This is a genomic window from Bradyrhizobium sp. Crot121 (assembly GCF_059512385.1).
The window spans coordinates 39418-63627 of sequence record NZ_JCAMOR010000014.1 but is presented as its reverse complement, the minus strand read 5'-3'; the positions used below and the strand labels follow the sequence as shown (position 1 = coordinate 63627).

At 64.1% G+C, this 24210-nt stretch carries 21 protein-coding genes; 9 read left to right on the top strand and 12 right to left on the bottom strand.

What is annotated here, in order from left to right; genetic code table 11:
* Positions 1-26: 26 nt before the first annotated feature.
* The 3 genes from AC5ZGW_RS15225 to maiA are packed head-to-tail and all read right to left on the bottom strand — an operon-like array spanning position 27 to position 2351.
* Positions 27-1214 (bottom strand): 3-hydroxybenzoate 6-monooxygenase, encoded by a 1188-nt coding sequence (locus AC5ZGW_RS15225; RefSeq protein WP_130225260.1) that lies wholly within the window; start codon positions 1212-1214, stop codon positions 27-29.
* On the bottom strand, positions 1214-1729 hold the full coding sequence (locus AC5ZGW_RS15220; protein WP_028167905.1) for a MarR family winged helix-turn-helix transcriptional regulator: 516 nt from the start codon (positions 1727-1729) through the stop codon (positions 1214-1216). Before AC5ZGW_RS15220 ends, AC5ZGW_RS15225 begins: the two co-directional genes overlap by 1 nt.
* Complete coding sequence (maiA, locus tag AC5ZGW_RS15215) at positions 1719-2351, bottom strand: maleylacetoacetate isomerase (RefSeq protein ID WP_130225259.1); 633 nt, start codon at positions 2349-2351, stop codon at positions 1719-1721. Before maiA ends, AC5ZGW_RS15220 begins: the two co-directional genes overlap by 11 nt.
* A 104-nt stretch (positions 2352-2455) precedes the next feature.
* On the opposite strand from maiA, the gene gtdA reads away from it, so the two are divergent.
* Positions 2456-3496 carry a gentisate 1,2-dioxygenase gene (gene gtdA, locus AC5ZGW_RS15210; protein ID WP_130225258.1) on the top strand — a complete coding sequence of 347 codons (1041 nt, stop codon included), beginning with the start codon at positions 2456-2458 and terminating at the stop codon, positions 3494-3496.
* Between the two features lie 124 nt (positions 3497-3620).
* Here gtdA and AC5ZGW_RS15205 read toward each other — a convergent pair whose 3' ends face one another.
* The 4 genes from AC5ZGW_RS15205 to AC5ZGW_RS15190 all read right to left on the bottom strand — a co-directional run bounded on the left by AC5ZGW_RS15205 (position 3621) and on the right by AC5ZGW_RS15190 (position 7755).
* Positions 3621-4448 carry an ABC transporter permease gene (locus AC5ZGW_RS15205; RefSeq protein WP_165435163.1) on the bottom strand — a complete coding sequence of 276 codons (828 nt, stop codon included), beginning with the start codon at positions 4446-4448 and terminating at the stop codon, positions 3621-3623.
* Positions 4441-5214 (bottom strand): ABC transporter ATP-binding protein, encoded by a 774-nt coding sequence (locus AC5ZGW_RS15200; RefSeq protein ID WP_130225256.1) that lies wholly within the window; start codon positions 5212-5214, stop codon positions 4441-4443. Before AC5ZGW_RS15200 ends, AC5ZGW_RS15205 begins: the two co-directional genes overlap by 8 nt.
* A gap of 136 nt (positions 5215-5350) precedes the next feature.
* Positions 5351-6355, bottom strand: coding sequence for an ABC transporter substrate-binding protein (locus tag AC5ZGW_RS15195; RefSeq protein ID WP_130225254.1), 1005 nt, complete (start codon positions 6353-6355; stop codon positions 5351-5353).
* A gap of 11 nt (positions 6356-6366) precedes the next feature.
* A complete protein-coding gene (locus AC5ZGW_RS15190; RefSeq protein WP_130225291.1) occupies positions 6367-7755 on the bottom strand; it encodes an FAD-dependent oxidoreductase in 1389 nt (462 codons plus the stop codon).
* A 137-nt stretch (positions 7756-7892) separates the two neighbouring features.
* Here AC5ZGW_RS15190 and AC5ZGW_RS15185 point away from each other — a divergent pair, with 137 nt between their 5' ends.
* From AC5ZGW_RS15185 to AC5ZGW_RS15175, 3 genes are all read left to right on the top strand, one after another.
* Positions 7893-8147 (top strand): hypothetical protein, encoded by a 255-nt coding sequence (locus AC5ZGW_RS15185; RefSeq protein ID WP_028167912.1) that lies wholly within the window; start codon positions 7893-7895, stop codon positions 8145-8147.
* 289 nt (positions 8148-8436) lie between these two features.
* Positions 8437-9384: an AAA family ATPase gene (locus tag AC5ZGW_RS15180; protein ID WP_130225253.1), complete on the top strand. Its 948-nt coding sequence runs from the start codon at positions 8437-8439 to the stop codon at positions 9382-9384.
* A gap of 5 nt (positions 9385-9389) precedes the next feature.
* Positions 9390-10769: a vWA domain-containing protein gene (locus tag AC5ZGW_RS15175; protein ID WP_130225252.1), complete on the top strand. Its 1380-nt coding sequence runs from the start codon at positions 9390-9392 to the stop codon at positions 10767-10769.
* Between the two features lie 258 nt (positions 10770-11027).
* On the opposite strand, the gene AC5ZGW_RS15170 is transcribed toward AC5ZGW_RS15175, so the two are convergent.
* Genes AC5ZGW_RS15170 through AC5ZGW_RS15160 form a run of 3 tightly spaced genes read right to left on the bottom strand, consistent with a single transcriptional unit; the run spans position 11028 to position 15087 of the window.
* The gene (locus AC5ZGW_RS15170) at positions 11028-13250 is read right to left on the bottom strand and encodes a xanthine dehydrogenase family protein molybdopterin-binding subunit (protein WP_130225251.1); all 2223 of its coding nucleotides are present in this window, start codon (positions 13248-13250) and stop codon (positions 11028-11030) included.
* Positions 13247-13741, bottom strand: coding sequence for a (2Fe-2S)-binding protein (locus AC5ZGW_RS15165; protein WP_130225250.1), 495 nt, complete (start codon positions 13739-13741; stop codon positions 13247-13249). Before AC5ZGW_RS15165 ends, AC5ZGW_RS15170 begins: the two co-directional genes overlap by 4 nt.
* The gene (locus AC5ZGW_RS15160; RefSeq protein ID WP_130225249.1) at positions 13738-15087 is read right to left on the bottom strand and encodes a cytochrome c; all 1350 of its coding nucleotides are present in this window, start codon (positions 15085-15087) and stop codon (positions 13738-13740) included. The genes AC5ZGW_RS15165 and AC5ZGW_RS15160 overlap by 4 nt, the downstream gene beginning before the upstream one ends.
* A gap of 107 nt (positions 15088-15194) precedes the next feature.
* On the opposite strand from AC5ZGW_RS15160, the gene recQ reads away from it, so the two are divergent.
* Both recQ and AC5ZGW_RS15150 read left to right on the top strand, forming a co-directional pair.
* Positions 15195-17057, top strand: coding sequence for a DNA helicase RecQ (gene recQ / locus AC5ZGW_RS15155; RefSeq protein ID WP_463327062.1), 1863 nt, complete (start codon positions 15195-15197; stop codon positions 17055-17057).
* Between the two features lie 53 nt (positions 17058-17110).
* Positions 17111-18052 (top strand): metallophosphoesterase, encoded by a 942-nt coding sequence (locus AC5ZGW_RS15150; RefSeq protein WP_130226716.1) that lies wholly within the window; start codon positions 17111-17113, stop codon positions 18050-18052.
* A 228-nt stretch (positions 18053-18280) separates the two neighbouring features.
* On the opposite strand, the gene AC5ZGW_RS15145 is transcribed toward AC5ZGW_RS15150, so the two are convergent.
* Complete coding sequence (locus AC5ZGW_RS15145) at positions 18281-19555, bottom strand: S1C family serine protease (RefSeq protein WP_130226717.1); 1275 nt, start codon at positions 19553-19555, stop codon at positions 18281-18283.
* Between the two features lie 173 nt (positions 19556-19728).
* The gene (locus AC5ZGW_RS15140) at positions 19729-20742 is read right to left on the bottom strand and encodes a 1-aminocyclopropane-1-carboxylate deaminase (protein ID WP_130226718.1); all 1014 of its coding nucleotides are present in this window, start codon (positions 20740-20742) and stop codon (positions 19729-19731) included.
* Positions 20743-20907: 165 nt separating this feature from the next.
* Here AC5ZGW_RS15140 and AC5ZGW_RS15135 point away from each other — a divergent pair, with 165 nt between their 5' ends.
* The 3 genes from AC5ZGW_RS15135 (at position 20908) to AC5ZGW_RS15125 (ending at position 24207) form a co-directional block, all read left to right on the top strand.
* Positions 20908-21090 carry an Lrp/AsnC family transcriptional regulator gene (locus tag AC5ZGW_RS15135; protein WP_283813272.1) on the top strand — a complete coding sequence of 61 codons (183 nt, stop codon included), beginning with the start codon at positions 20908-20910 and terminating at the stop codon, positions 21088-21090.
* Positions 21091-21206: 116 nt separating this feature from the next.
* A complete protein-coding gene (locus AC5ZGW_RS15130; protein ID WP_130226719.1) occupies positions 21207-21767 on the top strand; it encodes a carboxymuconolactone decarboxylase family protein in 561 nt (186 codons plus the stop codon).
* Positions 21768-22020: 253 nt separating this feature from the next.
* A complete protein-coding gene (locus AC5ZGW_RS15125; protein ID WP_130226720.1) occupies positions 22021-24207 on the top strand; it encodes a PQQ-dependent dehydrogenase, methanol/ethanol family in 2187 nt (728 codons plus the stop codon).
* Positions 24208-24210: the final 3 nt, after the last annotated feature.

The following is a 24210-nucleotide window of genomic DNA, read 5'->3' as shown; positions in this document are numbered from 1 at the left end:
CGACGGCGGAGTATGTGGCGCGAGGATCATACTCCCAACCCCGTGCCGCCATAGAGCCAGGCGAGATCCTGGTAATAATCCTCGGACGTCTTCGCGCCCATGATGGCGTTGCGGAAACGGGCGTGGTCGCCGGCGGGGTGATAGATGTGCTCACCGATCGCGCGCGACCAAAGCTGCACCTGCGCGGTGCGCGGGAAGCGTTGTGCACGGTAATGCTCCAGCGCGACTGCGTGGTCGTCGTGATGCGACAGCATGTGCGACAGACACACCGCATCCTCCATCGCCTGGCACGCGCCTTGCGCGAAATATTGCAGCATCGGATGCGCGGCATCGCCGAGCAGCGCGACGCGGCCGTCGACCCAGCGCTCGTTCGGATCGCGGTCGCACAACACCCAGAGCCGCCAGTTCTTGCCGTGACGGATGATGTTTTGCGCACGCGCATGGACGTGCCGAAAGCCCTGCATCACCTCTTCATCGCTGACCGGCTTTCCCGCGACCGGCTCCGGCGCGTCGTTGTGATAGGTGACGACGAGGTTGAATACCTTCCAGTCCGACAGCGGATAATGCACGATATGGCATTTCGGCCCGGCCCACAGCGTCGCCGCGTTCCAGCGCAGATCCTCCGGCATCTCTTCGGTCGGGATCACCGAACGGTAGGTGGTGTGGCCGGACACGCGCGGCGGCCCATCCGATGTGACCTGCTTGCGAATGTTCGACCATAGACCATCGGCGCCGATCAGGAGCCGGCCGGTGACGCGCTCGCCATTGGCGAGGTGCGCGGTGACCGAGGCACTGTCCTGCTCGTAGCCGGTCACCTCGCTGCTGACGCGCAGCTCGATCAGTTCGTGCTCGCGGCAGGCGCGCAGGAACACGCCATGCAAATCGCCGCGATGCACCACAGCATAGGGATTGCCGAACCTGGTTCGGAACGGCTCGCGCAGATCGACATGGGTGATCTCTTCGGCGGTGAGTGCATCCATCAGGCGGAGCTGGTCGATATAGACGGCCATGCGCCGTGCGGCCTCGCCGACGCCGAGATAGTCGAAGGCATGGAATGCGTTCGGGCCGAGCTGGATGCCGGCGCCGATCTCGCCGAGCGTGGCGGACTTTTCCAGCAGGATCGAGCGAATGCCCTTCTGCGCAAGCCCGAGCGCCGCGGCAAGGCCGCCGATGCCGCCACCTGCGATCAGGACCGGCAGGTTGCTCTTTGCCATCAGCCCGACTTCCCGAGATGTTCGAGGGCGTCCTCGGCGCGCAGCGGCACGCGCGAGGCCTCGTTGTTGAGATCGACGAGCTGCGCGAGCAGCGCCATCAGCGTCTTGCGGTCGGCAGGCTTGAGCGGCTGCAGCATCCGCGCCTGGGCACGGTCAACCACGGGCATGATCTCGCGCAGCAGCGAAGCGCCCTGCCGGGTGATGGTGAGCAGCTTGACGCGCTTGTCATCGGAATCGGACTTGCGCTCGATCAGACCCTTGGTCTGCAGCCGCTCGATCACATTGCCGAGCGTGGAGCGATCGAAGGCGATCACGGCGGACAGCCGCGTCGCATCGATGCCGGGATGGGTGTGGATCGCGATCAGCGCGGCATATTGCACCGGCGTCAGGTCGAACGCCCTGCACTCCTCGACAAAAATCGAGACAGCGATCTGCTGCATCCGCCGGAACAGATAGCCGGGCGCGGTATAGACCGCGTCCATGGTAACAAGGGTTGGCTTGTTATTATTCGGCATCGCCTTGCTTGTCCGGAGCGGCGTCGGCAAACGCCCTCATTGCCTTGGCTGCGGCTTCCGCCTTGAGCAGCCGCGGAAAAGCGCTGACATCGACACCGAAACGCCGCGCATTAGCAAGCTGCGGCACCAGGCAAAGGTCGGCCAGCGTCGGCATAGCTCCAAAGCAGAACGGCCCTGCTCCGCCCGCAGCCAATATCTCGCAGGCCGAAAGCCCCTCGCGGTTAGCCCAGGCCGCCCATTCCGTTACCTTTTCTTCAGGCAGGCCAAGCTGTCGCAGCCGCGCCAGCACTTTCAGGTTTTGCACCGGATGGGTGTCGCAGGCGATGGCCTGCGCGAAGGCGCGGACTTTTGCGCGCTGCAGCGAATCCGTTGGCAATAGCGGCGGTTCTGGATGGCTCTCGTCGAGCCATTCGATGATGGCGAGCGACTGGGTCAGTATCGCGCCCGCATCGCTTTCCAATGTCGGCACCAGCCCTTGCGGATTGATTGCGAGATAGGCGGGCGCGCATTGTTCGCCTTTGCGAAGATGATGCGGCAGATGCTCAACGGTGAGCCCCTTCAGGTTCAGCGCGATCCGCACCCGATACGCGGCGCTGCTGCGGAAATAGCCGTGCAGCTTCATCGGAACCTCCCTGGTGTCTTCTGATTTTCTTCAAGTTGACGCTAGCCATATTGTCAGTATGCTGTCAATCAGCGAACAACATAGAAATGGACGGGAGGCCTGCCATGGAAGCGGTGCAGAAGACGCCGGAGCGCGAGGCGTTCTACAAGAAGATCGACGGCGAAAATCTTTCCGCGCTCTGGAACGTGATGAACGATCTGATCACGCCGGAGCCGAGGAGCGCCTGCCGGCCGCACCTGTGGAAGTTCGACCAGATCCGCGACTACATGAATGAGGCAGGCAAGCTGATCACGGCCAAGGAAGCCGAGCGTCGAGTGCTCGTGCTGGAAAACCCCGGCCTGCGCGGGCAATCGAAGATCACGACGTCGCTGTTTGCCGGCGTGCAGATGGTGGTGCCCGGCGATATCGCCCCGGCCCACCGCCACAGCCAATCGGCGCTGCGCTTCGTGCTCGAGGGCAAGGGCGCTTATACGTCCGTCGACGGTGAGCGCACCGCGATGTCGCCGGGCGATTTCGTGATCACGCCGTCGATGACCTGGCACGACCATTCCAACGAAACCAGCGAGCCGATGTTCTGGCTCGACGGGCTCGACATCCCAATGGTGCAGTTCTTCGACGCTTCCTTCGCCGAGGGCGCGAAGGAAGATCAGCAGCAGATCACAAAACCCGCCGGCGACAGCTTTGCGCGCTATGGTCACAACCTGCTGCCGGTCGACCAGAAGCGCGCGTCGAAGACGTCGCCGATCTTCAACTATCCCTACAGCTACACCCGCGAAGCGCTGGAGCGGGCCAAGGCGCGCGACGAATGGGACGCCTGTCACGGCCTGAAGCTGAAATTCTCCAATCCCGAGACCGGCGACTATGCGATGCCGACCATCGGCACTTTCATCCAGCTTCTGCCGAAGGGCTTCAAGACCGCGCGCTATCGCTCAACGGATGCGACCGTATTCGCCGCGATCGAGGGCAAGGGCCGCACCAGGATCGGCGAGCAGACCTTCGAATGGGGCCCGCGCGACCTGTTCGTGGTGCCGAGCTGGCACTGGGTCACGCATGAGGCGGATGTCGAGTCGGTGCTTTTCAGCTTCTCCGACCGCCCGGTGCAGCAGAAGCTCGACCTGTTCCGTGAAGACCGCGGCAACGCGTAAACGCCGTCTCCGTCATGGCCGGGCTTGACCCGGCCAGCCACGCCTTTGGCGCAACAGGAGAGCAAGAGCGTGGATGCCCGGGACAAGCCCGGGCATGACGGCTGTGGTGGAGCGGAACCACCTCTCATCGCCAGTGGAGCAACCTCGCCTCAAGCAAATTGATCAGCTTCCCCACTGCGAGCCCGAACAGCGACAGGATCACGACGCCGGCGAGCAGTTGATCGGTCTGCATCAGATTGCCGGCCTGCAGCACGAAAGCGCCGATGCCGTACTGCGCGCCGATCATCTCGGCGCTCACCACCAATAGCAGCGCGACCGAGGCGGTGATGCGAAAACCCGCCAGGATCGAGGGCAGCGCGCCCGGCCAGATCACGCGCCGCACGATGGCATGAAACGGCACGTTGAAGCTTTGCGCCATGCGGATCAGATTGCGCGGCACAGCATCGACGCCGCTATAGACCGAGATCGCTGTGGAGAAGAACACCCCGAGCGCGATGGTCGCGATCTTGGGCTCCTCGCCGATCCCGAGCCAGAGGATCAACAGCGGCAGCAGCGCGATCTTCGGAATCGGAAACAGCGCCGAGATGAAGGTGATGCCGACGCCGCGTGCCAGCGTCGACAGGCCGATCGCGAAACCGACGATGACGCCGGCCACCGTGCCAAGCAGCCAGCCAACGCCGATCCGCATCACCGACCAGCCGAGATGCTGCCAGAGCGCGCCCGACATCGCGAGCTTATAGGTCGCGACCGCGATCGCCGATGGCGGGGGCAGGAACAGCGGATTGACCCATCCGGCACTGCCCGCCAGTTGCCACAGTGCGATGACGAGCGCGAGCGCGATCCAGCCCGACGCGCGCCCCGTGCTCGGCGTGAAGCCGGCGCCGCGAAACGCGACCGGCCGCGGCTTGGCGTCGATATCCGATGGTGTCTCTGGTGGCGCGCGCTCAAGCATGCTGCACCTCGCGCTCGGCATCGATCGCTTCCTCGCGGATCAGCGACCACAGCTCGTCCTGCAGCACCAGCAGTTTTTCGCGCACGTCCCTGTCGCCGCGCTCGCTGCGCGTCATCGCAATGGGCACGACTTTGCGGATGCGTCCGGGCCGGCGCGACAGCACCACGATGCGGTCTGCAAGCCGCACCGCTTCCTCCAGATTATGCGTGACATAGACTGCGCCCATTGCGCCGTCGGCAAGCAGGCGGACGAAATCCTCCATCAGGAGTTCGCGCGTCTGCGAATCCAGCGCCGAGAGCGGCTCGTCCATCAAGAGGATTGCCGGCTTTACGGCGAGCGCCCTCGCAATGCCGACGCGCTGGCGCATACCGCCGGAAAGCTGTTTTGGGTAGGTCCCACGAAAATCGAAAAGCCCGGTGCGGCGGAGCGCATCATCGACGATGCCGCGGCGCTCCGCAGCACTGAGTGCCGCATGCTCGAGCGGGAACGCGACGTTCTCCTCGACCGTGCACCAGGGCAGCAGCGCAAAATCCTGGAACACGAAGGTCAGCGGATTGAGGCTGTCCTTCGGTGGCGCACCGCGCAGCTCGGCCGCGCCGCCGCTCGGCCGCAACAGGCCGCCGAGGATCGAGAGCAGCGTGCTCTTGCCGCAGCCGGAGGGGCCGACAATCGCAACCACCTCGCCCGCCCGCACCGTGAACGAGACGTCGTCGAGCACGTCGAGCGTGTCGAAGCGGTGGCTGATATGGTCGGCGATCAGGTCCATCTGGCTCTTGCTTGGCTCCGCACTTCGTTCTCGCTCGTCATGCCCGGGCTTGTCCCGGGCATCCACGTCTTTCTTTCCCTGGCCACAAAGTGCGTGGATGGCCGGGACAAGCCCGGCCATGACGGCGACTACGGTATCAATCCGGCTTCACATGTTCCTTCGCGATGATGCTGTCCGCATCAAAACCCTTGTCGACAAAGCCCTGCTCCTGCAGCCAGGAAATCTGGTTGGCGACGTTGTTGACGTCGAGCTTGCCGTCGGGATCGATATAGGCGCAATTGCCCACCACCTGCTCAACTGGCAGATTTGTGTATTTGGCGATGATGTCGAGCAGCGGTTTTGTCTTTTCGTTGATCGGTGCTGTGCCGTTCTTCATCGCGGCCAGGATCACGTCGTGATATTCGCGGTCGGCCTTCACCAAAGCTGCAAGCAGTTTCGTCACCAGCGCCTTGTTTGAAAGCGTCCTTGGCGAAGCGAACACAGCGCCAAGCTGCCACGGCGTCTCGTCGCCGACCCAGCCGAGGAGTTTGGCGCCGTTCGTCTCCATCAGCGGGCGCGCGGTCGAGACCGGCAGCAGCGCCGCATCGACGGTTTCGCCCTTCAGCGCGGCGGCCGCGTTCGAGAGCGATTGCAGCGGCACCACCTTCACGTCCGCAAGCTTGAAGCCATATTTGTCGGCGAGCAGGCCGAGCGAATAATGAAAGCTGGAGCCGACCTGCGTCACCGCCACGCGCTTGCCCGCAAGATCCTTCGGCGTCTTCAGCCCGGCCGCATAGGCGTTGTTTGAGGCGAAATAGCCGATCAAGGGGTACCCGGCCTTCTCGCGGCTCATGCCGCCGATCACCTTCAGCGTGCCCTTGCCGGCGAGATTGTAGAGCCCGGCGGTGAAGGCGGTGACGCCGAAATCGACATCGCCCGAAGTGGTGGCGACCGCGATCGGCTGCGCCGCGTCAAAGAATTTCAGTTCAACATCGAGCCCGGCCTCGCGGAAATAGCCCTTGTCCTGCGCGATGAACACCGGCGCCGAGGACGACAGCCGGAGCACGCCGATCTTGGCCTTCAGCAGCTCATCGGCCCGCGCCGTCCCGCTCGCCGTCAGCGCCAGCAGGCCCGCAAGCGCAAGCCGCACAAAACCCTTCATCCACTTTCTCCTCACAATCCGTCAGGAACTTTCTGCTCGCGCCCGATGAAGGCGCCCTGCTGTTTCAGTCCCTGTTGCAGCCTGTCTACAGCGATGTCGCGCGGCCTGGTATTGCCGGACAGCGCCAGCGCGGCGGCCGAGCCTGCCGCTTCCCCCATGGCAAAGCAGGCGCCGGAGACCCGTGCCGCCGACTGTCCCTCATGGGTCATCGAGGCGCAGCGCCCGGCAATGAGGAGATTGTCGACGCATTCAGGCACCAGCATGCGATAGGGCAGTTCGTTGAAGCCGCGCGATTCCGGGATCGGCGGGAACTTGAAGATGACATCGCCGGCGACATGCGCCTCGATCGGCCAGCCGTTGACGCCGATGGAATCCTCGAACGAGGCGCAGCCGAGCACATCCTCGACGCTGAGTTTGTAACCACCGACCACGCGCCGCGTTTCGCGGATGCCGAGCTGCGGCGGCAGGTCGACGATGTAGGAATTCTCGAAGCCCGGCACCGTGCGCAGGAATTCGAACGCCTGGATCGCCTGGCGGCGGCCGTCGATCTCGCCGCGGGTAAGGTCATCGGGCTCGAGGCCATTGACGGCCGAGCCGTCCTCGCGCGCAAGCTGGGTGAAGTTCACCCGCCATTCGATCTGCGAGCGCTGCGGCCGCACGATGGCGGCCTTGCGCGGAAACTGGTGGGTACCGGCGGCTTCCGCCTTTTCCATCAGCGCCGGGATCGTGCGCCAGGCGTCCCCGGCCTTTTCGGGGTCGATGCCGTTGAGACGGAACATCATGGAGGGGTAGAGCATGCTGCCCTGCTCATCGCCAATCTCGTACGGCGCGCCGGCCCAGGCGGCGAGATCGCCGTCACCTGAGCAATCGATGAAGATGCTGGCCAGCACCGCGCGGCGGCCAGCCTTAGTCTCTACCATCAGCGCGCCGATGCGCTTCTCGCCATCCATCACGACGCCGGCACCGAGCGCATGGAAAAGGATATCGACCTTGTGGCTCGCCAGGAGATCGTCGGCCGCGATCTTGTAGGCCGCGGTGTCATAGGCCTGCGCCAGGATCTTGCCGAGGATCAGATGCGGCTTGTTCAGCCCGCCGAGACGGTCGATTCGATCCAGCAGGTCGGAGGCGATGCCCTGCACCACCCGATGCGCTTCGCCGTGGACATTGGCGTGCAATCCGCAAAAGTTGGTCACGCCCGCGGCGGTGCCCATGCCGCCGAGAAAGCCGTAGCGCTCGATCAGGAGCGTGCGCCGCCCCGCACGCGCTGCCGCAACCGCTGCCGCGATCCCGGCAGGCCCACCGCCGAGCACCGCGACTTCATATTCGCCATAGATCGGCACGCGCCGTGCGGGTTCGTCGATCGTCTTTGGCACGCTTGCTTCCCGGAAGTGACCCGCCATCATGACGGGCTGGAGGATTTTGTTATCGCAACAACGGGCTAGCAAAGAAAGCTCGGTCAGGAAATGGCTCGCGCGCAAAGTTGATGTTGCTCGCGTTTCACGGAACTGAGACAAGGGGCCGGTAAAGGACGGGCGACATGAAACTCCTCAGCCTCATAACCCTCGGCCTTCTGGTCGGCTTCGCCCCTCCCTCGGCAGCGGTCGAGCAATGCCGGTTCATCCAGGCGAAAGCCGAGCGGGAAGCCTGCTACGAGCGGCAGGCCGTGGCGCTCGAGGCCAAGCGCAAGCCGGAGCCGGTCTACGACAGCAAGCCGATGGAATCGCTGCAGCAGATGCGGCGGGATGACGAGGAAGTCTACAAGAGCTTGCGCAGCATCTGCCGCGGCTGCTGAGCGGCGTCGACGGTACTTCCCCCTCTCCCCATTCTTACGGGGGGAGGGTTGGGGCGGCCTCCGCAAACACCGTGACAGATGGAATCGCGGGGGGCTCCCCCTCACCCGGATCGCATCTGCGATGCGATCCGGCCTCGCGAAGCGGAATTCGCCTCCCGGTTCGAGAACAAATATCGCTAGGCGGAAAATGCCGGAACCAGGTCTGCCCTCGCGCAAATGAGCCTTGTGCTTTGGCGGAGAGGGAGGCAGAACAACCTGATGCACCAAGGCAAATCCGGAGCTCACATCGGTGGCTGACAATCGGCCTGCGGCCTCGATCGAGGCCGTCGAAAGCGGCCTCGCCGCGCAAGGCTATATCGCGAGCCGGCAGATCGCGACCGCGGTTTATCTGTCGCAGGAAATCGAGAAACCGATCCTGGTCGAAGGGCCCGCGGGCGTCGGCAAGACCGAGCTGGCGAAGGCGATCGCCGCCTGGCGCGGCATGAAAATGATCCGCCTGCAATGCTACGAGGGCCTCGATGAGGCCAAGGCGCTGTATGAGTGGAAATACGCCAAACAGCTCCTCTACACCCAGATCTTGAAGGACAAGCTCGGCGAGGTGCTGGGCGGCGCGCAGACGCTGCATCAGGCGCTGGACCAGCTCCACACCTTCGGCGACGTGTTCTTCTCCAAGGAGTTCGTCGAGCCGCGGCCGCTGCTGCAGGCGCTGGAGCAACCGGCGGGCTGCGTGCTCCTGATCGACGAGATCGACAAGTCGGACGCCGAGTTCGAGTCGCTGCTCCTCGAAATCCTCAGCGATTTCCAGGTCACCATTCCCGAGCTCGGCACGGTTTCGGCGATCGCGCCGCCGACCGTGATCCTGACCTCCAACAGCGAGCGCGATCTCGGCGACGCCCTAAAGCGGCGCTGCCTGCATCTGCATATCGGCTTTCCCGAACAGAAGCTGGAAGAACGCATCGTCGAGAGCCGCGTGCCCGGCATCTCGCAGACGCTGCGCCGGCAGATGGTCGGCTTTATTCATGAAATCCGCACCCTCGACCTGAAGAAGTTGCCGTCGGTCAGCGAGACCATCGACTGGGCGCGCGTGCTGGTGCTGCTGCAGGCGACCGAGCTCGACCACGAGATCGTCAAGGACACGCTGAACGTCCTGCTCAAATACGAGGCCGACATCGAGGCCGCGCAGCCGCAACTCACCACCTTCATCGCCAAGGCGTCGCGGCAGGGCGTGTTCGGGTAGACGCCATGCGCGAGAACCTGCATCGGTTCCTTCGTGCCGCGCGCGGAGCCGGGGTCCGGGTCTCGCCTGCCGAAAGCATCGATGCGATGCGCGCGGTCTCAAAGGTCGGCTTTGCCGATCGCGGCGTCCTGCGCGACACTTTCCTGCTGACGCTTGCGAAGTCGCAGGACGAGAAGCGCGCGCTCGGCGAATGTTTTGATCTGTTCTTCAGCCAGCCCGAGCCGGCGCAGGATACGGCGCAGGACGAGAGCAAGTCGGACGATGCCGAGCGGGCGGATTCAAGCGCTGGCTCCGATTCCTCGAGCGAAAGCGGCAGCGGCGATCAGGCCCAGAATCTTGGCCCCCTCGCGCAGATGCTGCTGTCGCAGGACCGTAATGCGATAGCGGCGGCGATCGCGAACGCCTCCGGCGCGGCCTCGCTCTCAAACATCAGATACTTCACCCAACGCGGCATCTTCTCGGGCCGCATCCTGGACGCCATGGGCATCCAGCGCCTGCGCGACGATCTCGACAACCTGACCGCGACCAATCCGGCATTGGCCGAGCGGCTGCAGGCGGCACTCGACGGATTGCGCGGCACCGTCCGCGACACGGTCTCGCAGGCGCTTCTGCTCTACGGCCGCGAGGAGGCCGAGAACCTGCGCAACGAGATCCTGCGCAATGCGCCGCTCGCCCGGATTGAGCCGCGCCAGGTCGAGCAGATGCGCGCGCTGATCCGCCAGATCGCCAGCCGCCTGCGCGAACGCTACTCCAAGCCGCGCAAGCGCCAGCGCCGCGGCCATCTCGACGTGCGCCGCACGCTGCGGCGAAACGCGGCCTGGGGTGGCGTGCCCTTCCTGACCGCCTGGAAGCGCAAGCACCGCGACCGGCCGAAGATCGTCGCGCTCTGCGACGTCTCCGGCTCGGTCGCGCGCGTGTCCGATTTCTTCCTGCTGTTGATCCACTCGCTGCACGAAGTGGTCGACGATGTCCGCTCCTTTGCCTTCTCCGGCCATCTGATCGAGGTGAGCGACATATTGGAGGACAAATCGCCTGAGGCGGCGATGGCCGAGATCATGTCGAAGGTCGGCTTCGGCTCTTCCGACTATGGCAATTCGCTTGCCGATTTCGAGAAGGGCTGGATGGACACGATCACGCCGCAGACCACCGTGATCGTGCTCGGGGACGCCCGCAGCAACAACCTCGATCCGCGCGCCGACATCTTGCGCCGCATCGCCGAGCGTTCGAAACGCCTGGTCTGGCTCAACCCCGAGGGACGCATGACCTGGGGCTTCGGCGATTCGGAAATGCCGCGTTACGCCACCTTCTGCAGCGTGGTGCGCCAATGTGCCACCGCCCAGCAGCTCGAACGCGCGGTCTCCGATATCGTCGCGACTTATCAATAAACCGCGGGCGGCGTGAAACGTTGCGCGACGCTGGCGCGGCGAACGCCACCTCTCCCCTTGTGGGAGAGGTCGGAATTCAAGCGCAGCTTGAATTCCGGGTGAGGGGTCTGCCTCCGCGAGCACAGTGCGTGGAGAGAGACCCCTCACCCGCATCGCATTCCGCTTCGCTGCATGCGATACGGCCTCTCCCACAAGGGGAGAGGCGCGTCCGAACAAGTAGAGACGGCGCGCACGATGTCAGCGCGATACTCTTACCGTTCACGCGTCGATCGCGTCTTTGATGCGTTTGCGCGTCAGCGGCAGGTTGCGCAGACGTTTGCCGGTGGCGTGGGCGATGGCGTTGGCGATCGAGGCTGCGGCGGGGCCCTGACCGGTCTCGCCGCTGCCGAGGGCCGGCTGGCCAGGGCGGTTGATGATGTGGACATCGATGCGGTCAGGCACCGCGTCGAAGCGCAGGATCGGATAGGTCTGCCAGTCGATGCTGGTGATCCTGGTGTCGTCGAAGCTGACGCTCTCATACAGCGTCCAGCTCATCGATTGCATGATCGCGCCCTCGATCTGGTTGGTCAGCCCGTCCGGATTGACGACCTGCCCGGAATCGACAGCGGCGACCGCGCGCAGCAGCCGCGCACGTCCGGTCTCGCGATTGACTTCGACTTCCGAAGCGATGGCGCAATGGGCCGCAAGGTTCTTGTAACGCGCGAAGGCAAAGCCGTAGCCGCGGCCGGCTTGCGGTTTCTGATCTCGCGTCCAGCCAAATTCCTGCGCGGCCTTTTCGATGACGTCGCGTCCGCGCGCGTCCTCGAGATGCCGCAAGCGAAACTCGACCGCATCGGCGCCGGCGAGCCCGGCAAGCTCATCCATGAAGCTCTCGATCGAGAACACATTGTGATAGGCGCCGAGCGCGCGCATCGCCGAAATCCGCAGCGGCATCGCTGGAATGAAATGATGCACCACGTGCGCGTTGGCAAAATTGTAGAGCGGGATCGCGTTGCGGTCGCCGCCGCCTTCCGGCAAAGGCAACGGCTTTGGCGGCGGAACGGCAAAGCCCTGCGCCATGTGCTGCGCAGCAAGCAGCGTGCCGGCGTTGCCCGGCCGCATCGAATGGGTGTTGCTCCACACCGCAAAATTCCAGTCGGCGATGCGGCCATCGGCGTCGAGCGAGGCCTTCAGCTTCGTCACCATCGCCGGCCCGAACGGCTCCCAGGCGTGTTCCTGCTCGCGCATCCACTGCACGCGCACCGGCCGCCCGGGCAGCGCCCGCGCGATCAGCGCAGCGTCGGCCGCGACATCGTCGGCGCCGTTATGGCCGTAGCAGCCGGATCCCTCGACATGGATCAGGCGGACGCTCGCGGGCGGCATCCGCAGCATCTCCGCAATCGCCTGGCGGTCGGGATAGACGCCCTGGGTGTGCGTCCAGACCGTCATCGCGTCGCCGACAAAATGCGCCACGGCGCAGGATGGTCCGATCGAGCCATGCGACTGATAGGGGCGCGTGTAAGTAGCCTCGAGGGTCTTTTGGCCGGAGACGGAAGGATCGCTGCGATTGAAGATGGTGGAATCCTGGGAGGGCAGGCTGGTGATCACATTGAGCAAATCATCCTGCCTTGGCAGGCTCGGGCTTTCCTTCCATTTCGCGGCGGCGGCGAGCGCGTTCATCGCCTTGACCGCCTGAAATTCCTTGTCCGCGACCACCGCAAGGAAATTGCCATCGCGCACGACCTTGACGACTCCGGGCAGTTTCTCGACGGCCGAGCTATCGCATTCGACAAGCTGCGCGCCATAGCTCGGCGGCCGCACCACACGCGCATGCACCATGCCGGGTAGCCGCATGTCCTGCACATAGGCTTCACCGCCCGTGACCTTTGCCGGGATATCCACGCGCGGCACGGGGCGGCCCATGATCTTGAAAGTCGCCGGATCTTTCAATTTCGATTGCGGCTGCGCCTGCACATGAAGCATGTCGGCAGCGACCAGTTCACCGTAGGTGAGCCGCCTGCCATCCCGAGCAACGACCGCGCCGTTGTCGGTCTTCAGGCTCTCGGCGGCGAGGGCGAACCGCCGCGCCGCCTCCGCGATCAGGAGTTCGCGCACCTGCGCGGCGGCATTCAGGATCGCGGTGCCGGAATCCTGCATCGAGTGGCTGCCTGAGGTATAACCCTCGTTGGCCGTGAGTTGCGTGTCCGCGGTGACGACGTGGATCGCTTGGAAGGCCACATCGAGCTGTTCGGCGGCGATCTGCTGGAACGCCGTCTTGAATCCCTGCCCCAGCTCGACCTTGCCCGTCAAGGCGGTGATGCGGCCATCGGAATCGATGCGGAGCCAGGAATCGAGATAAGGCGCGGTCGCGAGGCTGCCCGGCCGCTTTGCAGCCGCCGGCGCTCCTTCTTGCGCGAACGCGCGGCTTAGCGAGAAGCTGACAATGAGGGCGCCGCCACCCTGCAGCACGCGGCGGCGATCGAGGATGACAGGCGCATTCATTGGCCGCTCCTCTCGTTTGCGGATGCATCCGCCGTATCCATCAATCGCGCGGCGCGATGCACCGCGCGCAGGATGCGCATATGGGTGCCGCAACGGCAAAGATTGGGTTGCAGCTCGGCACGGATCTGCGCATCGGTCGGCTTTGGATTCCTGAGCAGCAGCGCCTGCGCCCGCATCATCATGCCGGCGATGCAATAGCCGCATTGCGCCGCCTGCTCCTCCATGAAGGCGCGCTGGATCGGCGCCGGTGCGGACACGGTGCCGAGACCTTCCAGCGTCGTCACCTGCTTGCCCTCGAGCAGCACCAGCGGCGTCACGCAGGACAGCACGGCCCTGCCATCGACGATGACGGTGCACGAGCCGCATTGGCCGAGCCCGCAGCCGAACTTGGCAGCGTTGAGCTTCAGGTCGTCGCGCAGCACGTAGAGCAGCGGCGTATCCGGATCGGCATCGATGTGATTTTCCTGGCCGTTGACCTTCAATGTCATCATGGCTGGTCTCGCTGCGAAGGGTCGGCCGGCGCATTGCGCGGCCCAATGGAAGTCTGGAGAAGCGCGGTCTGGGTGCGGCGCGCATCCGCAACGGTCTTTTCAACGTCAGTCCAGGGCTGTTCCTTGCTGAAACGCGTGCGCAGGTAATTGAGGAGCGAAGTAACCTGCGCGTCGGTCATGCTGTCGGCGAAGCCCGGCATGATCGGACTGCGTTCGCCCGCCACCGCCGGAACGCCGGCCAAAATGAGATTGGCGAGGTTGCGGGGATCAGGACTGGTGACCGCAGTGCTCAGCGCAAGGTTGACGCCGCCATAAGGCAGCGGCCGGCCGGATTCATGGCAGGAGGCGCAGGCCGCGACGTAGATCGCGGCACCCGTCGGGTCTCCTTGCGCAGGTGCCGATTCGGCTTGGGCGAGCACAGCGCTGCGATCGCGTTCCGGCTTCGCCGCGCCGGAGACGTCCGTCATATAGATGGCGATGGCGCGCACGTCGCTATCGGGCACCGTGGAGAGGTTGCTCACCACTTCGGCCATCGGCCCGCGTGCGGTGCCATGATCGGGATGCCAGCCGTTGCGCAAATAGGCATAAAGCGACTCCGTGTTCCACGGCACCGGCGCATGCGCGCGGTCGTTAAGGGCATAAGCGTGCCAATTGTCGGCCTCGCCGCCGGCAAATTGCGCGCTCACGCGCTCGGCGCCCAGCGCATTGCGCGGCGTGTGGCAGGCGCCGCAATGGGCAAGGCCGTCGACCAGATAGGCGCCGCGGTTCCATTCGGCGCTCTTTGCCGGATCCGGCTGGAATGTCTCGCGGCGCAGGAACAGCAGTTTCCATCCGGCGATGATGGGCCGCTGATCCAGCGGAAAGACGAGTTCGTCCGGCCGGGCCACCGCATGCACCGGCGGCCGGGTCATCAGGAACGCATAAAGCGCCCGGTCGTCCTCATCGGTGACATTGGTGAAGTGGTCATAGGGGAAGGTCGGATAGAGATGCTGGCCCTCGCGATTGACGCCGCTGCTCATGGCGCGGCCGAACGCCTCTTCCGACCACCTGCCGATGCCGGTCTCCGGATCCGGCGTGATGTTGGAGGAGAAGACCACACCGAACGGGGTCGGGACCGGCACGCCGCCGGCAAAATCCTGGCCGCCACGCACGGTGTGACAGCTACTGCAATTTCCCAGTGCAGCGAGCTCGCGGCCACGCTTGACAACGGCCGGATCGAACGATGCCGGTGGCGGCGGTTCGATCGCGGCGATTGCGGGTTGCCACACGATCGCAAAGGCCGCCACTGCGCCTGCGGCCAGCGCGACAGCGACAATGCCTGCGATGATCCGTGGCGATCTCGCCATGCCGGCCATTTGAGTTTGTGGTTGGACCGTGTTTTAACACGGATATCCCGGCATCGTTCGCCGGCGGGGCTCCCGATCACCGCTTCTTGACTGCGTCTGAAACCGACATGGATTCTGTCCTCAACCGTCCGTCCGGCGAGACCAGCGATGCGCTTGCCGTGCTCAATTCCGTGTTCGGCCTCACCGCGTTCCGGGGCGCGCAGGAAGAGATCGTTCGGCATGTGACCGATGGCGGCAATTGCCTGGTGCTGATGCCGACCGGCGGCGGCAAATCGCTCTGCTACCAGTTGCCGTCGCTGCTGCGCGAGGGCTGCGGCATCGTGATCTCGCCGCTGATCGCGCTGATGCGCGACCAGGTCGCGGGCCTCACCGAGGCCGGCGTCAACGCGGCGGTGCTGAACTCGACGCTGTCGCCGCAGGAAGCAGGCGAAGTCGAGCGCCGCCTGATCGCAGGCGATCTCGATCTGCTCTACGTCGCGCCGGAGCGGCTGGTGACGCCGCGCTGCCTCAGTCTGCTCGCGCAGGCGAAGATCGCGCTGTTTGCGATCGACGAGGCCCATTGCGTCTCGCAATGGGGCCATGATTTCCGGCCCGAATATATCGGCCTTTCCGTGATCGCCGAGCGCTTTCCCGACGTGCCGCGGATGGCGCTCACCGCGACCGCCGACGAACTGACCCGCGAGGAGATCGCCGAACGGCTGTCACTCACCGACGCGCCGCGCTTCGTGTCGAGTTTCGACCGACCGAACATCCGCTACGAGATCATCGACAAGGTGAATTCGATGGCGCAGTTGAAGGCGTTCATCACCGAGCGGCATGCGGGCGAGGCCGGCGTGGTCTATTGCCTGTCGCGCGCCAAGGTGGAAGACGTCGCAGCCTCGCTCAGCGCGGCCGGCATCCCGGCGCTGCCTTATCACGCCGGGCTGGAGCCCAGCGTGCGCGCACGCAACCAGGACCGCTTCATCAATGAGGACGGCATCGTCGTCGTCGCCACGGTTGCTTTCGGGATGGGCATCGACAAGCCGGACGTGCGCTTCGTCGCCCATCTCGATCTGCCGAAGAGCATCGAAGCCTATTACCAGGAGACCGGCCGCGCGGGGCGCGACGGCAAGGCGTCCAGCGCGTGGATGGCTTATGGCCTCTCCGATATCGTGCAGCAGCGCCGCATGATCGACGAGTCCACCGGCTCGGATGCCTATAAGCGCGTCTCGATCGGCAAGCTCGATTCGCTGGTGGCGCTGGCGGAAACCGTGGGCTGCCGCCGGCGGCGCCTGCTGGCCTATTTCGGCGAGACGCTGACAGAAGAGAATTGCGGCAATTGCGACAATTGCCTGTCGCCGCCGCGCGTCCGCGACGGCAAGATCCTGGCGCAGAAAATGCTGTCCTGCGTCTACCGCACCGGCCAGCGCTTCGGGGCCATGCACCTGATCGACGTGCTGGTCGGCCGCCTCACCGAGCGCGTAACCCAGTTTGGGCACGACAAGCTCTCGGTGTTCGGCGTCGGCCGCGAGCTCAACGAGAAGCAGTGGCGCGCGGTGCTGCGCCAGCTTGTCGCGATGGGGCATCTTTGGGCCGACGGCGAGGCTTTCGGCGCGCTGAAACTGACGGAGAGCGCGCGCGGCGTCCTCAAGGGCGAGACTGAAGTTCTCTTGCGCGAGCAGGCGGAAGGCGCGCGCAACCGCGCCGTCCGTTCCAAGTCGCGGCGCGGCGAGCTAGCGCCGGTCGCGACCGGCCAGGGCAAGGCAGCGAACCCCGCGCTTCATGCCGCGCTACGCGCCTGGCGTTCCGAGGTGGCGCGGCAGCGGGGCGTGCCGGCCTATGTCGTGCTGCACGATTCCACCATCGACGGCATCGCCGCCGTGCGCCCGACGACGCTCGACCGGCTTCGCGGCATCGCCGGAATCGGCGACAAGAAGCTCGAGCATTACGGCGACGAGTTGGTTGCGGTGGTGAAGAGGACTGAGGGATAAGTCCTCGATCTGGGCGTTAGGTGGCGACGTTCCCGTTTGCTAGGGTGGCGGCGATGCACGAATTGGGCCTTCAGGACTTGATCAAGCGGATCGGCGCCGAGCATGTCCGGCGGCGGCTGAACGACGAGACCGAGCATGAGGCTCAACTGTTCGGCCAGGGTACGCTGTTCTTCAACCTGGAGAACTCGCTGCTTGCGCCGGGCGTCATCGCGACGGCGCTGAAAGTCACCGGGCTGTACGGCCGCGCGCGGCAGAACGCGGACCTCGTGTGCATCAGGCGCAACGAACTTGCCTCGACCGTGCTGCCGAAGAGCTTTGACGGTTTCACTCTCCTGCATATCAGCGACCTGCACGCCGACATGAGCGCTGGCGCCATGCGGCGGCTGCCCGGCATGGTCGCCGATCTCGCCTACGACATCTGCGTGCTGACCGGTGACTATCGCGGCCAGACCTTTGGTCCCTTCGACAAGAGCCTTGACTATCTTGCGCCGGTGATCGCGGCTTTGAAGCCGCCGGTCTACGGCATCCTCGGCAATCACGACTCGATCCGAATGACGCCGGCATTGGAGGCAATGGGCATCCGGATGTTGTTCAACGAGTGCGAGGCGATCCGGCGCGGCGGTGAAGCGATCTATCTCGCCGGCGTCGACGATGCGCATTTCTATCGCGCCGACGACATCGGCAAGGCCGCCGCTCCGATTCCAGGCGACGCCTTCTCAATCCTGCTTTCGCATACGCCGGAAGTGTACCGGGCGGCGGCAGCCGCAAGCTTTGACCTGATGCTGAGCGGGCACACCCATGGCGGCCAGCTCTGCCTGCCCGGCGGCATCGCGATCAAGCTCGAAGCCTGGCTGCCGCGCAAGTTCGGCGCCGGCGCCTGGCGCTACGGCAAGATGGCCGGCTACACCTCGGTGGGCGCCGGCACCAGCCTGCTGCCGGTTCGCCTCAACTGCCCGGCGGAGATCACGCTGCACACGTTGCGACGGGCGGAGTGACGCGCAGGCGCGCGTCAGAGCGAGAGCCGATCAGATTGAAGCGGTTACGGATTGGCTTCACCTCTCCCGCTTGCGGGGGAGGTCGGCGCGCAAGCGCCGGGTGGGGCTCTCTCCACTCGGGGAGTCCCAATGCGGAGGCACCCCCACCCCAGCCCTCCCCCGCAAGCGGGAGAGGGAGTGCAGCTTCACCGCGGCTACGGTTCAACCTGATTCGAATCATGCGTTGGACTAATTGCCCGGCTTCTTCGCGCTGGCGTTTTGCTCATTCGCCGTGCAGGAGATCAGAAGCGTGAAGCCGCGGGCACTTTTGGCGATCTCGGCCGTCTCCTTCTTCATCTCGCGCCGCTCGGTGACCCGGTACATCACGACGCTGTTGTCGAGGAAGTCCCTGAGCGCGCCGGTCTTGATGGCGAAGTTGATATTCTCGGGGATGTTGCCGGTTGCCCGCGCGACCTTGAGCGCGTTCAGCTTGGCTGCGACCACGCCGACCAAAGCGCCGGTGAAGTCGAGCAGCGGCCCGCCGCTATTGCCCGGCTGCACCGCCGCGCTGATCTGCAAATGGCGGGTGTCGTTGAAGATGCCGCTCAGCGAACTAACGATGCCGGTGGTCACCGTGAAATCGGACGTCAAGAGCCCGTGAAAGGGATAGCCGATCGCGATCACGCCATCCCCGGTTTGCACGGAATTTTCCCTGATCACCGCGGCCTCCTTGAACGGGGTCGGCGCCTGCAGCAGTGCGAGGTCGTTGGTCTCGTCGCTGGAAACCAGCCGCAGCTTGACGGGTGCCTCGCCGCTGAGATTGCCCGTGATCTCGCCGCAGCCATCGATGACATGGTGATTGGTGACCACGTGACCATTGCTGGAGATCACGATGCCGGTGCCGGTCTGGCCCCTGGCCTGCTTCGGTGCGCCAGCATTGGGTGCGGCGGCACTCGGCGCGGCCGGCGTTGATGGGGCCGGCTTCGGCGGTGCGACCGCGAACTCACCGGCATTGGCGAGCCCGTTCTTCCTGACGCTTTCGACGCAAGTGACCAGCGCGGGCAATAGCTGCGCGGTCTGGTTCAGGTTGAACTGGAAGAGCTGGCCCTCGGCGAACGCGCTCATCGTCCGCGCCTTGCGGAATTGATTGATCAGCGCCGAATTGAGCGGCATGTCGACCGCCACGAGCTGTGCCCCAAGCGGCCGCCCATACACGTTGAAGGGCTGCTGGCCGTCAAAGGTCAGCGTCATCGGAAAGGATTCGCCGGCCGTCAACCGCCAGCCCTGATGGGAAAATCCCAGGCGCCAATTGCCGCGGGCGTCGATCAGGACCAGAAAATAAATGCCGCTCTGGTAGGAGGCACCGGCGGCGCAATGAGTGAAGTTGCCGCTGTTGTCGTCGGTATAGGCGCCGCCCTGCCAGTTGCCTATCGCGATCGAGCCATACGGCCCGCGCGCATGCGACGACGTCACGGACAAAACAACGCACGCGGCCGCGACAACCGCGCTGATCGCAAACCTCATACTTCACTCCCCAGCCAGCGCCCCATCATAGGAAGCTTCGCAAGTCATCCGCAAGTTGCGCGCGCAATGTTCCTATTTTGTTCTTTGAATCAAAATCCGTCAACCACAAAGTGTTTCCCGTAGCCCGGATGGAGCGAAGCGCAATCCGGGCTACGGGAGTGGGGTGGATGCCGTCACCCATTTCGGAACGTGTAAGCATACCCATTGATCGCCGGCGCGCCGCCGAGATGGGCGTAGAGCACACGTGAGCCGGCCGGGAAGAAGCCTTTCTGCACGAGGTCGATCATGCCCTGCATGGATTTGCCCTCATAGACGGGGTCGGTGATCATGCCTTCCAGCCGTGCACACAGCCGGATCGCTTCCTTGGTCGCGTCCGACGGCACGCCATAGGCGGGATAGGCGTAATCCTCGAGCAGCACCACATCGTCCTCGACGATCTCGCGGCCGAGCTCGACGAGAGCGGCGGTATTGCGTGCGATCGAGAGCACTTGCGACTTCGTCTGCGCCGGCGTGAAGGAGGCATCGATGCCGATCACGTTTCGCGCGCGGCCGTCGGCGGCGAAGCCGACCAGCATGCCGGCATGGGTCGAGCCGGTCACGGTGCAGACCACGATGTAGTCGAAGCTGAAGCCCAGCTGCTTCTCCTGCGCCCGCACCTCCTCGGCGAAGCCGACATAGCCGAGCCCGCCATATTTGTGCACGGAGGCGCCAGCCGGAATCGCATAGGGCTTGCCGCCCGCGGCCTTCACCTCCTCGATCGCCTGCTCCCAGCTCTTGCGGATGCCGATATCAAAGCCGTCATCGACCAGCCGCACGTCGGCGCCCATCACGCGGCTGAGCAGGATGTTGCCGACACGGTCATAGACCGCGTCCTCATGCGGCACCCAGCTTTCCTGCACCAGGCGGCACTTCATGCCGAGCTTGGCGGCGACGGCCGCGACCATGCGGGTGTGGTTCGACTGCACGCCGCCGATCGAAACCAGCGTGTCAGCGTTGGACGCGATCGCATCAGGAATGATGTATTCCAGCTTGCGCAATTTATTGCCGCCGAAGGCGAGCCCCGAATTGCAGTCCTCGCGCTTGGCAAAGATCTCGACCTTGCCACCGAGATGCTTCGACAGCCGCTCCAGTTTCTCGATATGCGTCGGCCCGAAGGTGAGCGGATAGCGCGCGAATTTTTCCAGCATCGTGGTCCCCCTTGATGGCGTGGTCTCGATGCGGATTCCTAGCACCGGCTGCGCGAAAGGTGCTCTCTATTTCGATTGACTGCTTTATGCTCTGCTACGCCAAATGTGCGTTCATGCCGCCATTTCTCTCACAGACCGGCTGAATAACGAAGGAATCTTCCATGACTGCCAAGCTCGATCGCATCGACCTCAAGATCCTGCGATTGCTGCACAAGAACGGCCGTCGGCGACATGGAAGATTTCAACCGCATCCACGGCGAGCAATTGATCGCGCTGCCTGGCGTCCGGCAGACGCGAACCTTCTTCGTGATGAAGGAGGTGGTGGACAATGCACCGCTGGAGTTTTGAACCGGATCGGCCGCATCTTGCCGATCGCATGTCACGGCAACTTCACTTGCTTCGTGCCGCCATGCACGCGACGCTCAACTCTTCTTTGGGCTTTCATCAGAGAGAGGAGCTTTGCCGTGCGCCTTCCGATCCTCGATCCGACCGAACTGACCGACGAGCAGAAGCCGCTCTACGATGACATGCGCAAGGGCATCGAACGCCATTTCAAGGGCTTCGTGAACATGCGCGCCGACGGCGCGCTGCTCGGCCCCTGGAATCCCTGGCTGCGCGAGCCAAGGTTCGGCAAGCCGGTGTGGGATCTGGTGAAGGCCGTTGCCTCGAACCCTCTGCTGCCAGCCGCGGTGCGCGAGGTCGCGATCCTCGTCACCGGGTCGCATTTTCGCTCGGGCTATGAGCTCTATGCTCACGTGCTGGTGGCCGAGGCGCGCGGCCTCTCCGACGAAAAGCTCGCCACCATCGTCGCCGGCCAGCGCCCGCTCGACCTGACGCGGCAGGAAGCGGTCGCCTTTGACATGGCCTCGGCGCTCGTGAACGGCGGCGTGCTGCCGGAACTGACCTATCGCGCAGCGGTGCAGGAGTTCGGCGAGCACGGCGCAGCCGAGCTGTCCTATCTCGTCGGCATCTACTGCATGGTCTCTGTCACGCTGAACACGTTCGACGTGCCGGTGCCGGATTGACGAGAGCCGAGTTCGTCTCTCTGCGTAGCCCGGGTGGAGCGAACGCGAACCCGGGACATCCGTATCAACACGACGAGCAGCCCCGGGTTACGCTAACGCTTCACCCGGGCTACGGCATCGGCGGTCCCCGCCATGTGATGGCCGCACGCCTACAACTGCAACCGTTTTTCGGGAGATTGAAATAGTGCCGTAGCGGGAAGACAGTTTGAATACGCCATATCAACCAGCGCAAGGCGTAGGCCGGGGACGACACATGGCGCTATCAAACTTGAAGGGTGAATGGCCAGGGACGACACCGGGACATCGGTTCAAGATCCACAGTTCCTCCAGTAACATAAAAGTTGTTCTTGCGGTTCTCCTTGGTCTTTCTCTCCCTTTCAACGCATCGGCGCAGAGCGTCACCAGCGCGACGCTCGACCGCATCAAGGCGAGTACCTCGGCGGTCGACAGCAACTTCATCAAGGCAAACGCCACAACATCCAAGGACTGGCCAACTATCGGCCTCGACTACGCCGAAACGCGGTTCAGCAAGCTCAATCAGATCAACACCGACAACGTGAAGGATCTTGGGCTGGTCTGGAGCTACAATCTTGAATCATCGCGCGGTGTCGAGGCGACACCCGTCGTCGTCGACGGCATCATGTATCAGTCGGCGTCTTGGAGCGTGGTCCATGCGATTGACGCGCGGACCGGAAAAAAACTCTGGTCGTTCGATCCAGGTGTCGACCGGTCAAAGGGCTACAAGGGCTGCTGCGACGTGGTCAACCGTGGCGTCGCCATTTACAAGGGCAAGGTATTCGTGGGGGCCTATGACGGCCGCCTGATCGCGCTCGATGCCGCGACCGGCGCGAAGGTCTGGGAAAAAGATACGCTGATCGACCACGCGCATTCCTATACGATCACCGGCGCGCCTCGCGCGTTCAACGGCAAGGTCGTGATCGGCCAGAGCGGCGCCGAGTACGGTGCGCGCGGGTATGTCACAGCCTACGACACCGAGACAGGTAATCAACTCTGGCGCTGGTTCACTGTGCCCGGGGATCCATCGAAGCCGTTTGAAGACGCTTCGATGGAAGCCGCGGCCAAGACCTGGGACCCGGCAGGCAAATACTGGATCAACGGTGGCGGCGGGACTCCGTGGGACACGATCACGTTCGATCCCGACTTGAACATGGTCTATATCGGTACTGGAAATGGTTCTCCCTGGAATCGCAAATTCCGCAGTCCGTCGGGCGGCGATAATCTCTACCTCGCCTCGCTCGTCGCGCTCAACGCCGACACCGGCCAATATATCTGGCACTACCAGGAGACGCCCGGCGATAATTGGGACTACACGTCAACCCAGCCGATGATCCTCGCCGACATCATGATCGACGGTGTACTGCGTAAAGTGATCTTGCACGCGCCGAAGAATGGCTTCTTCTTCGTTATCGATCGTACCAACGGCAAGTTTATCTCGGCGAAGAACTTCGTCGATGTGAATTGGGCGACGGGATACGACACCAACGGGCGGCCGATCGAGTTGCCGGCTGCGCGCGGCGACGGTCCATACGACTCCATTCCCGGGCCAGACGGAGCTCACAATTGGCACCCAATGTCGTTCAATCCCCAGACCGGCCTCGTCTACATTCCGGTGCAGCACATACCGGTTAGTGTGACGCCGGAAAAGTCGTTTACGCAGAATGCGGCTGCGCCGGGCAAGGTTGGCTCCATACTGGGCGGGAATATCGGCTTTATTTTCAACAGCACACCTCCGAAGTCGTCCGCATTCGGACGTCTGCTCGCTTGGGATCCGGCGCATCAAAGGGAAGTCTGGCGGGTCGAGCACGTGTCGCCGTGGAACGGCGGTACTCTGACCACCGCGGGCAACCTGGTTTTCCAGGGAACGGCGGATGGCCGCTTTGTCGCCTATGACGCAGCAAAGGGAACCAAGCTGTGGGAAACCCCGACCGGCAACGGCGTGGTCGCGGCTCCCGCAACTTACATGATCGATGACATGCAGTATGTCTCGATTGCGGTCGGCTGGGGCGGCGCTTTCGGTATTTCTCAGCGAGTGACCGAGTTCCAGAACCCGGGAACGGTCTATACATTTGCGCTGGGCGGCAAGGCGAAGCTACCGGAATTCGTGAAGTACCAGACCGCAGGTCTCCTGCAGGGCGTGAAGTACGATCCGAAGGATGTGAGGGAAGGCGGTGCCATCTATGTCGCGGCGGCCTGTGCAGCCTGCCACGGCGTGCCTGGTGTCGGCCCCGGAGGCAACATTAGAAATCTCGGCTACGTTCCGGCCGAAGAGATCGCCAATCTGAAGGACATCGTCTTCCACGGTCCGTTCCGCGACAAGGGCATGCCTGATTTCGCCGGCAAGCTGACGGAAGCGGACGTTGTGAAAATCCAGGCCTTCATCCAGGGTACCGCCGACGCCATCAGGCCGAAGCGCAATTAGCTG

Bases quoted from the DNA above. Each gene is read 5' to 3' on its own strand.
- AC5ZGW_RS15170 (WP_130225251.1), bottom strand. From the start codon at position 13,250: ATGAATGCGCCTGTCATCCTCGATCGCCGCCGCGTGCTGCAGGGTGGC.
- AC5ZGW_RS15165 (WP_130225250.1), bottom strand. From the start codon at position 13,741: ATGATGACATTGAAGGTCAACGGCCAGGAAAATCACATCGATGCCGAT.
- AC5ZGW_RS15185 (WP_028167912.1), top strand. From the start codon at position 7,893: ATGAAACTCCTCAGCCTCATAACCCTCGGCCTTCTGGTCGGCTTCGCC.
- maiA (WP_130225259.1), bottom strand. From the start codon at position 2,351: ATGAAGCTGCACGGCTATTTCCGCAGCAGCGCCGCGTATCGGGTGCGG.
- AC5ZGW_RS15225 (WP_130225260.1), bottom strand. From the start codon at position 1,214: ATGGCAAAGAGCAACCTGCCGGTCCTGATCGCAGGTGGCGGCATCGGC.
- AC5ZGW_RS15150 (WP_130226716.1), top strand. From the start codon at position 17,111: ATGCACGAATTGGGCCTTCAGGACTTGATCAAGCGGATCGGCGCCGAG.
- AC5ZGW_RS15195 (WP_130225254.1), bottom strand. From the start codon at position 6,355: ATGAAGGGTTTTGTGCGGCTTGCGCTTGCGGGCCTGCTGGCGCTGACG.
- AC5ZGW_RS15200 (WP_130225256.1), bottom strand. From the start codon at position 5,214: ATGGACCTGATCGCCGACCATATCAGCCACCGCTTCGACACGCTCGAC.
- AC5ZGW_RS15190 (WP_130225291.1), bottom strand. From the start codon at position 7,755: ATGGCGGGTCACTTCCGGGAAGCAAGCGTGCCAAAGACGATCGACGAA.
- recQ (WP_463327062.1), top strand. From the start codon at position 15,195: ATGGATTCTGTCCTCAACCGTCCGTCCGGCGAGACCAGCGATGCGCTT.
- AC5ZGW_RS15220 (WP_028167905.1), bottom strand. From the start codon at position 1,729: ATGCCGAATAATAACAAGCCAACCCTTGTTACCATGGACGCGGTCTAT.
- AC5ZGW_RS15140 (WP_130226718.1), bottom strand. From the start codon at position 20,742: ATGCTGGAAAAATTCGCGCGCTATCCGCTCACCTTCGGGCCGACGCAT.
- AC5ZGW_RS15175 (WP_130225252.1), top strand. From the start codon at position 9,390: ATGCGCGAGAACCTGCATCGGTTCCTTCGTGCCGCGCGCGGAGCCGGG.
- AC5ZGW_RS15145 (WP_130226717.1), bottom strand. From the start codon at position 19,555: ATGAGGTTTGCGATCAGCGCGGTTGTCGCGGCCGCGTGCGTTGTTTTG.
- AC5ZGW_RS15160 (WP_130225249.1), bottom strand. From the start codon at position 15,087: ATGGCGAGATCGCCACGGATCATCGCAGGCATTGTCGCTGTCGCGCTG.
- AC5ZGW_RS15125 (WP_130226720.1), top strand. From the start codon at position 22,021: ATGGCGCTATCAAACTTGAAGGGTGAATGGCCAGGGACGACACCGGGA.
- gtdA (WP_130225258.1), top strand. From the start codon at position 2,456: ATGGAAGCGGTGCAGAAGACGCCGGAGCGCGAGGCGTTCTACAAGAAG.
- AC5ZGW_RS15205 (WP_165435163.1), bottom strand. From the start codon at position 4,448: ATGCTTGAGCGCGCGCCACCAGAGACACCATCGGATATCGACGCCAAG.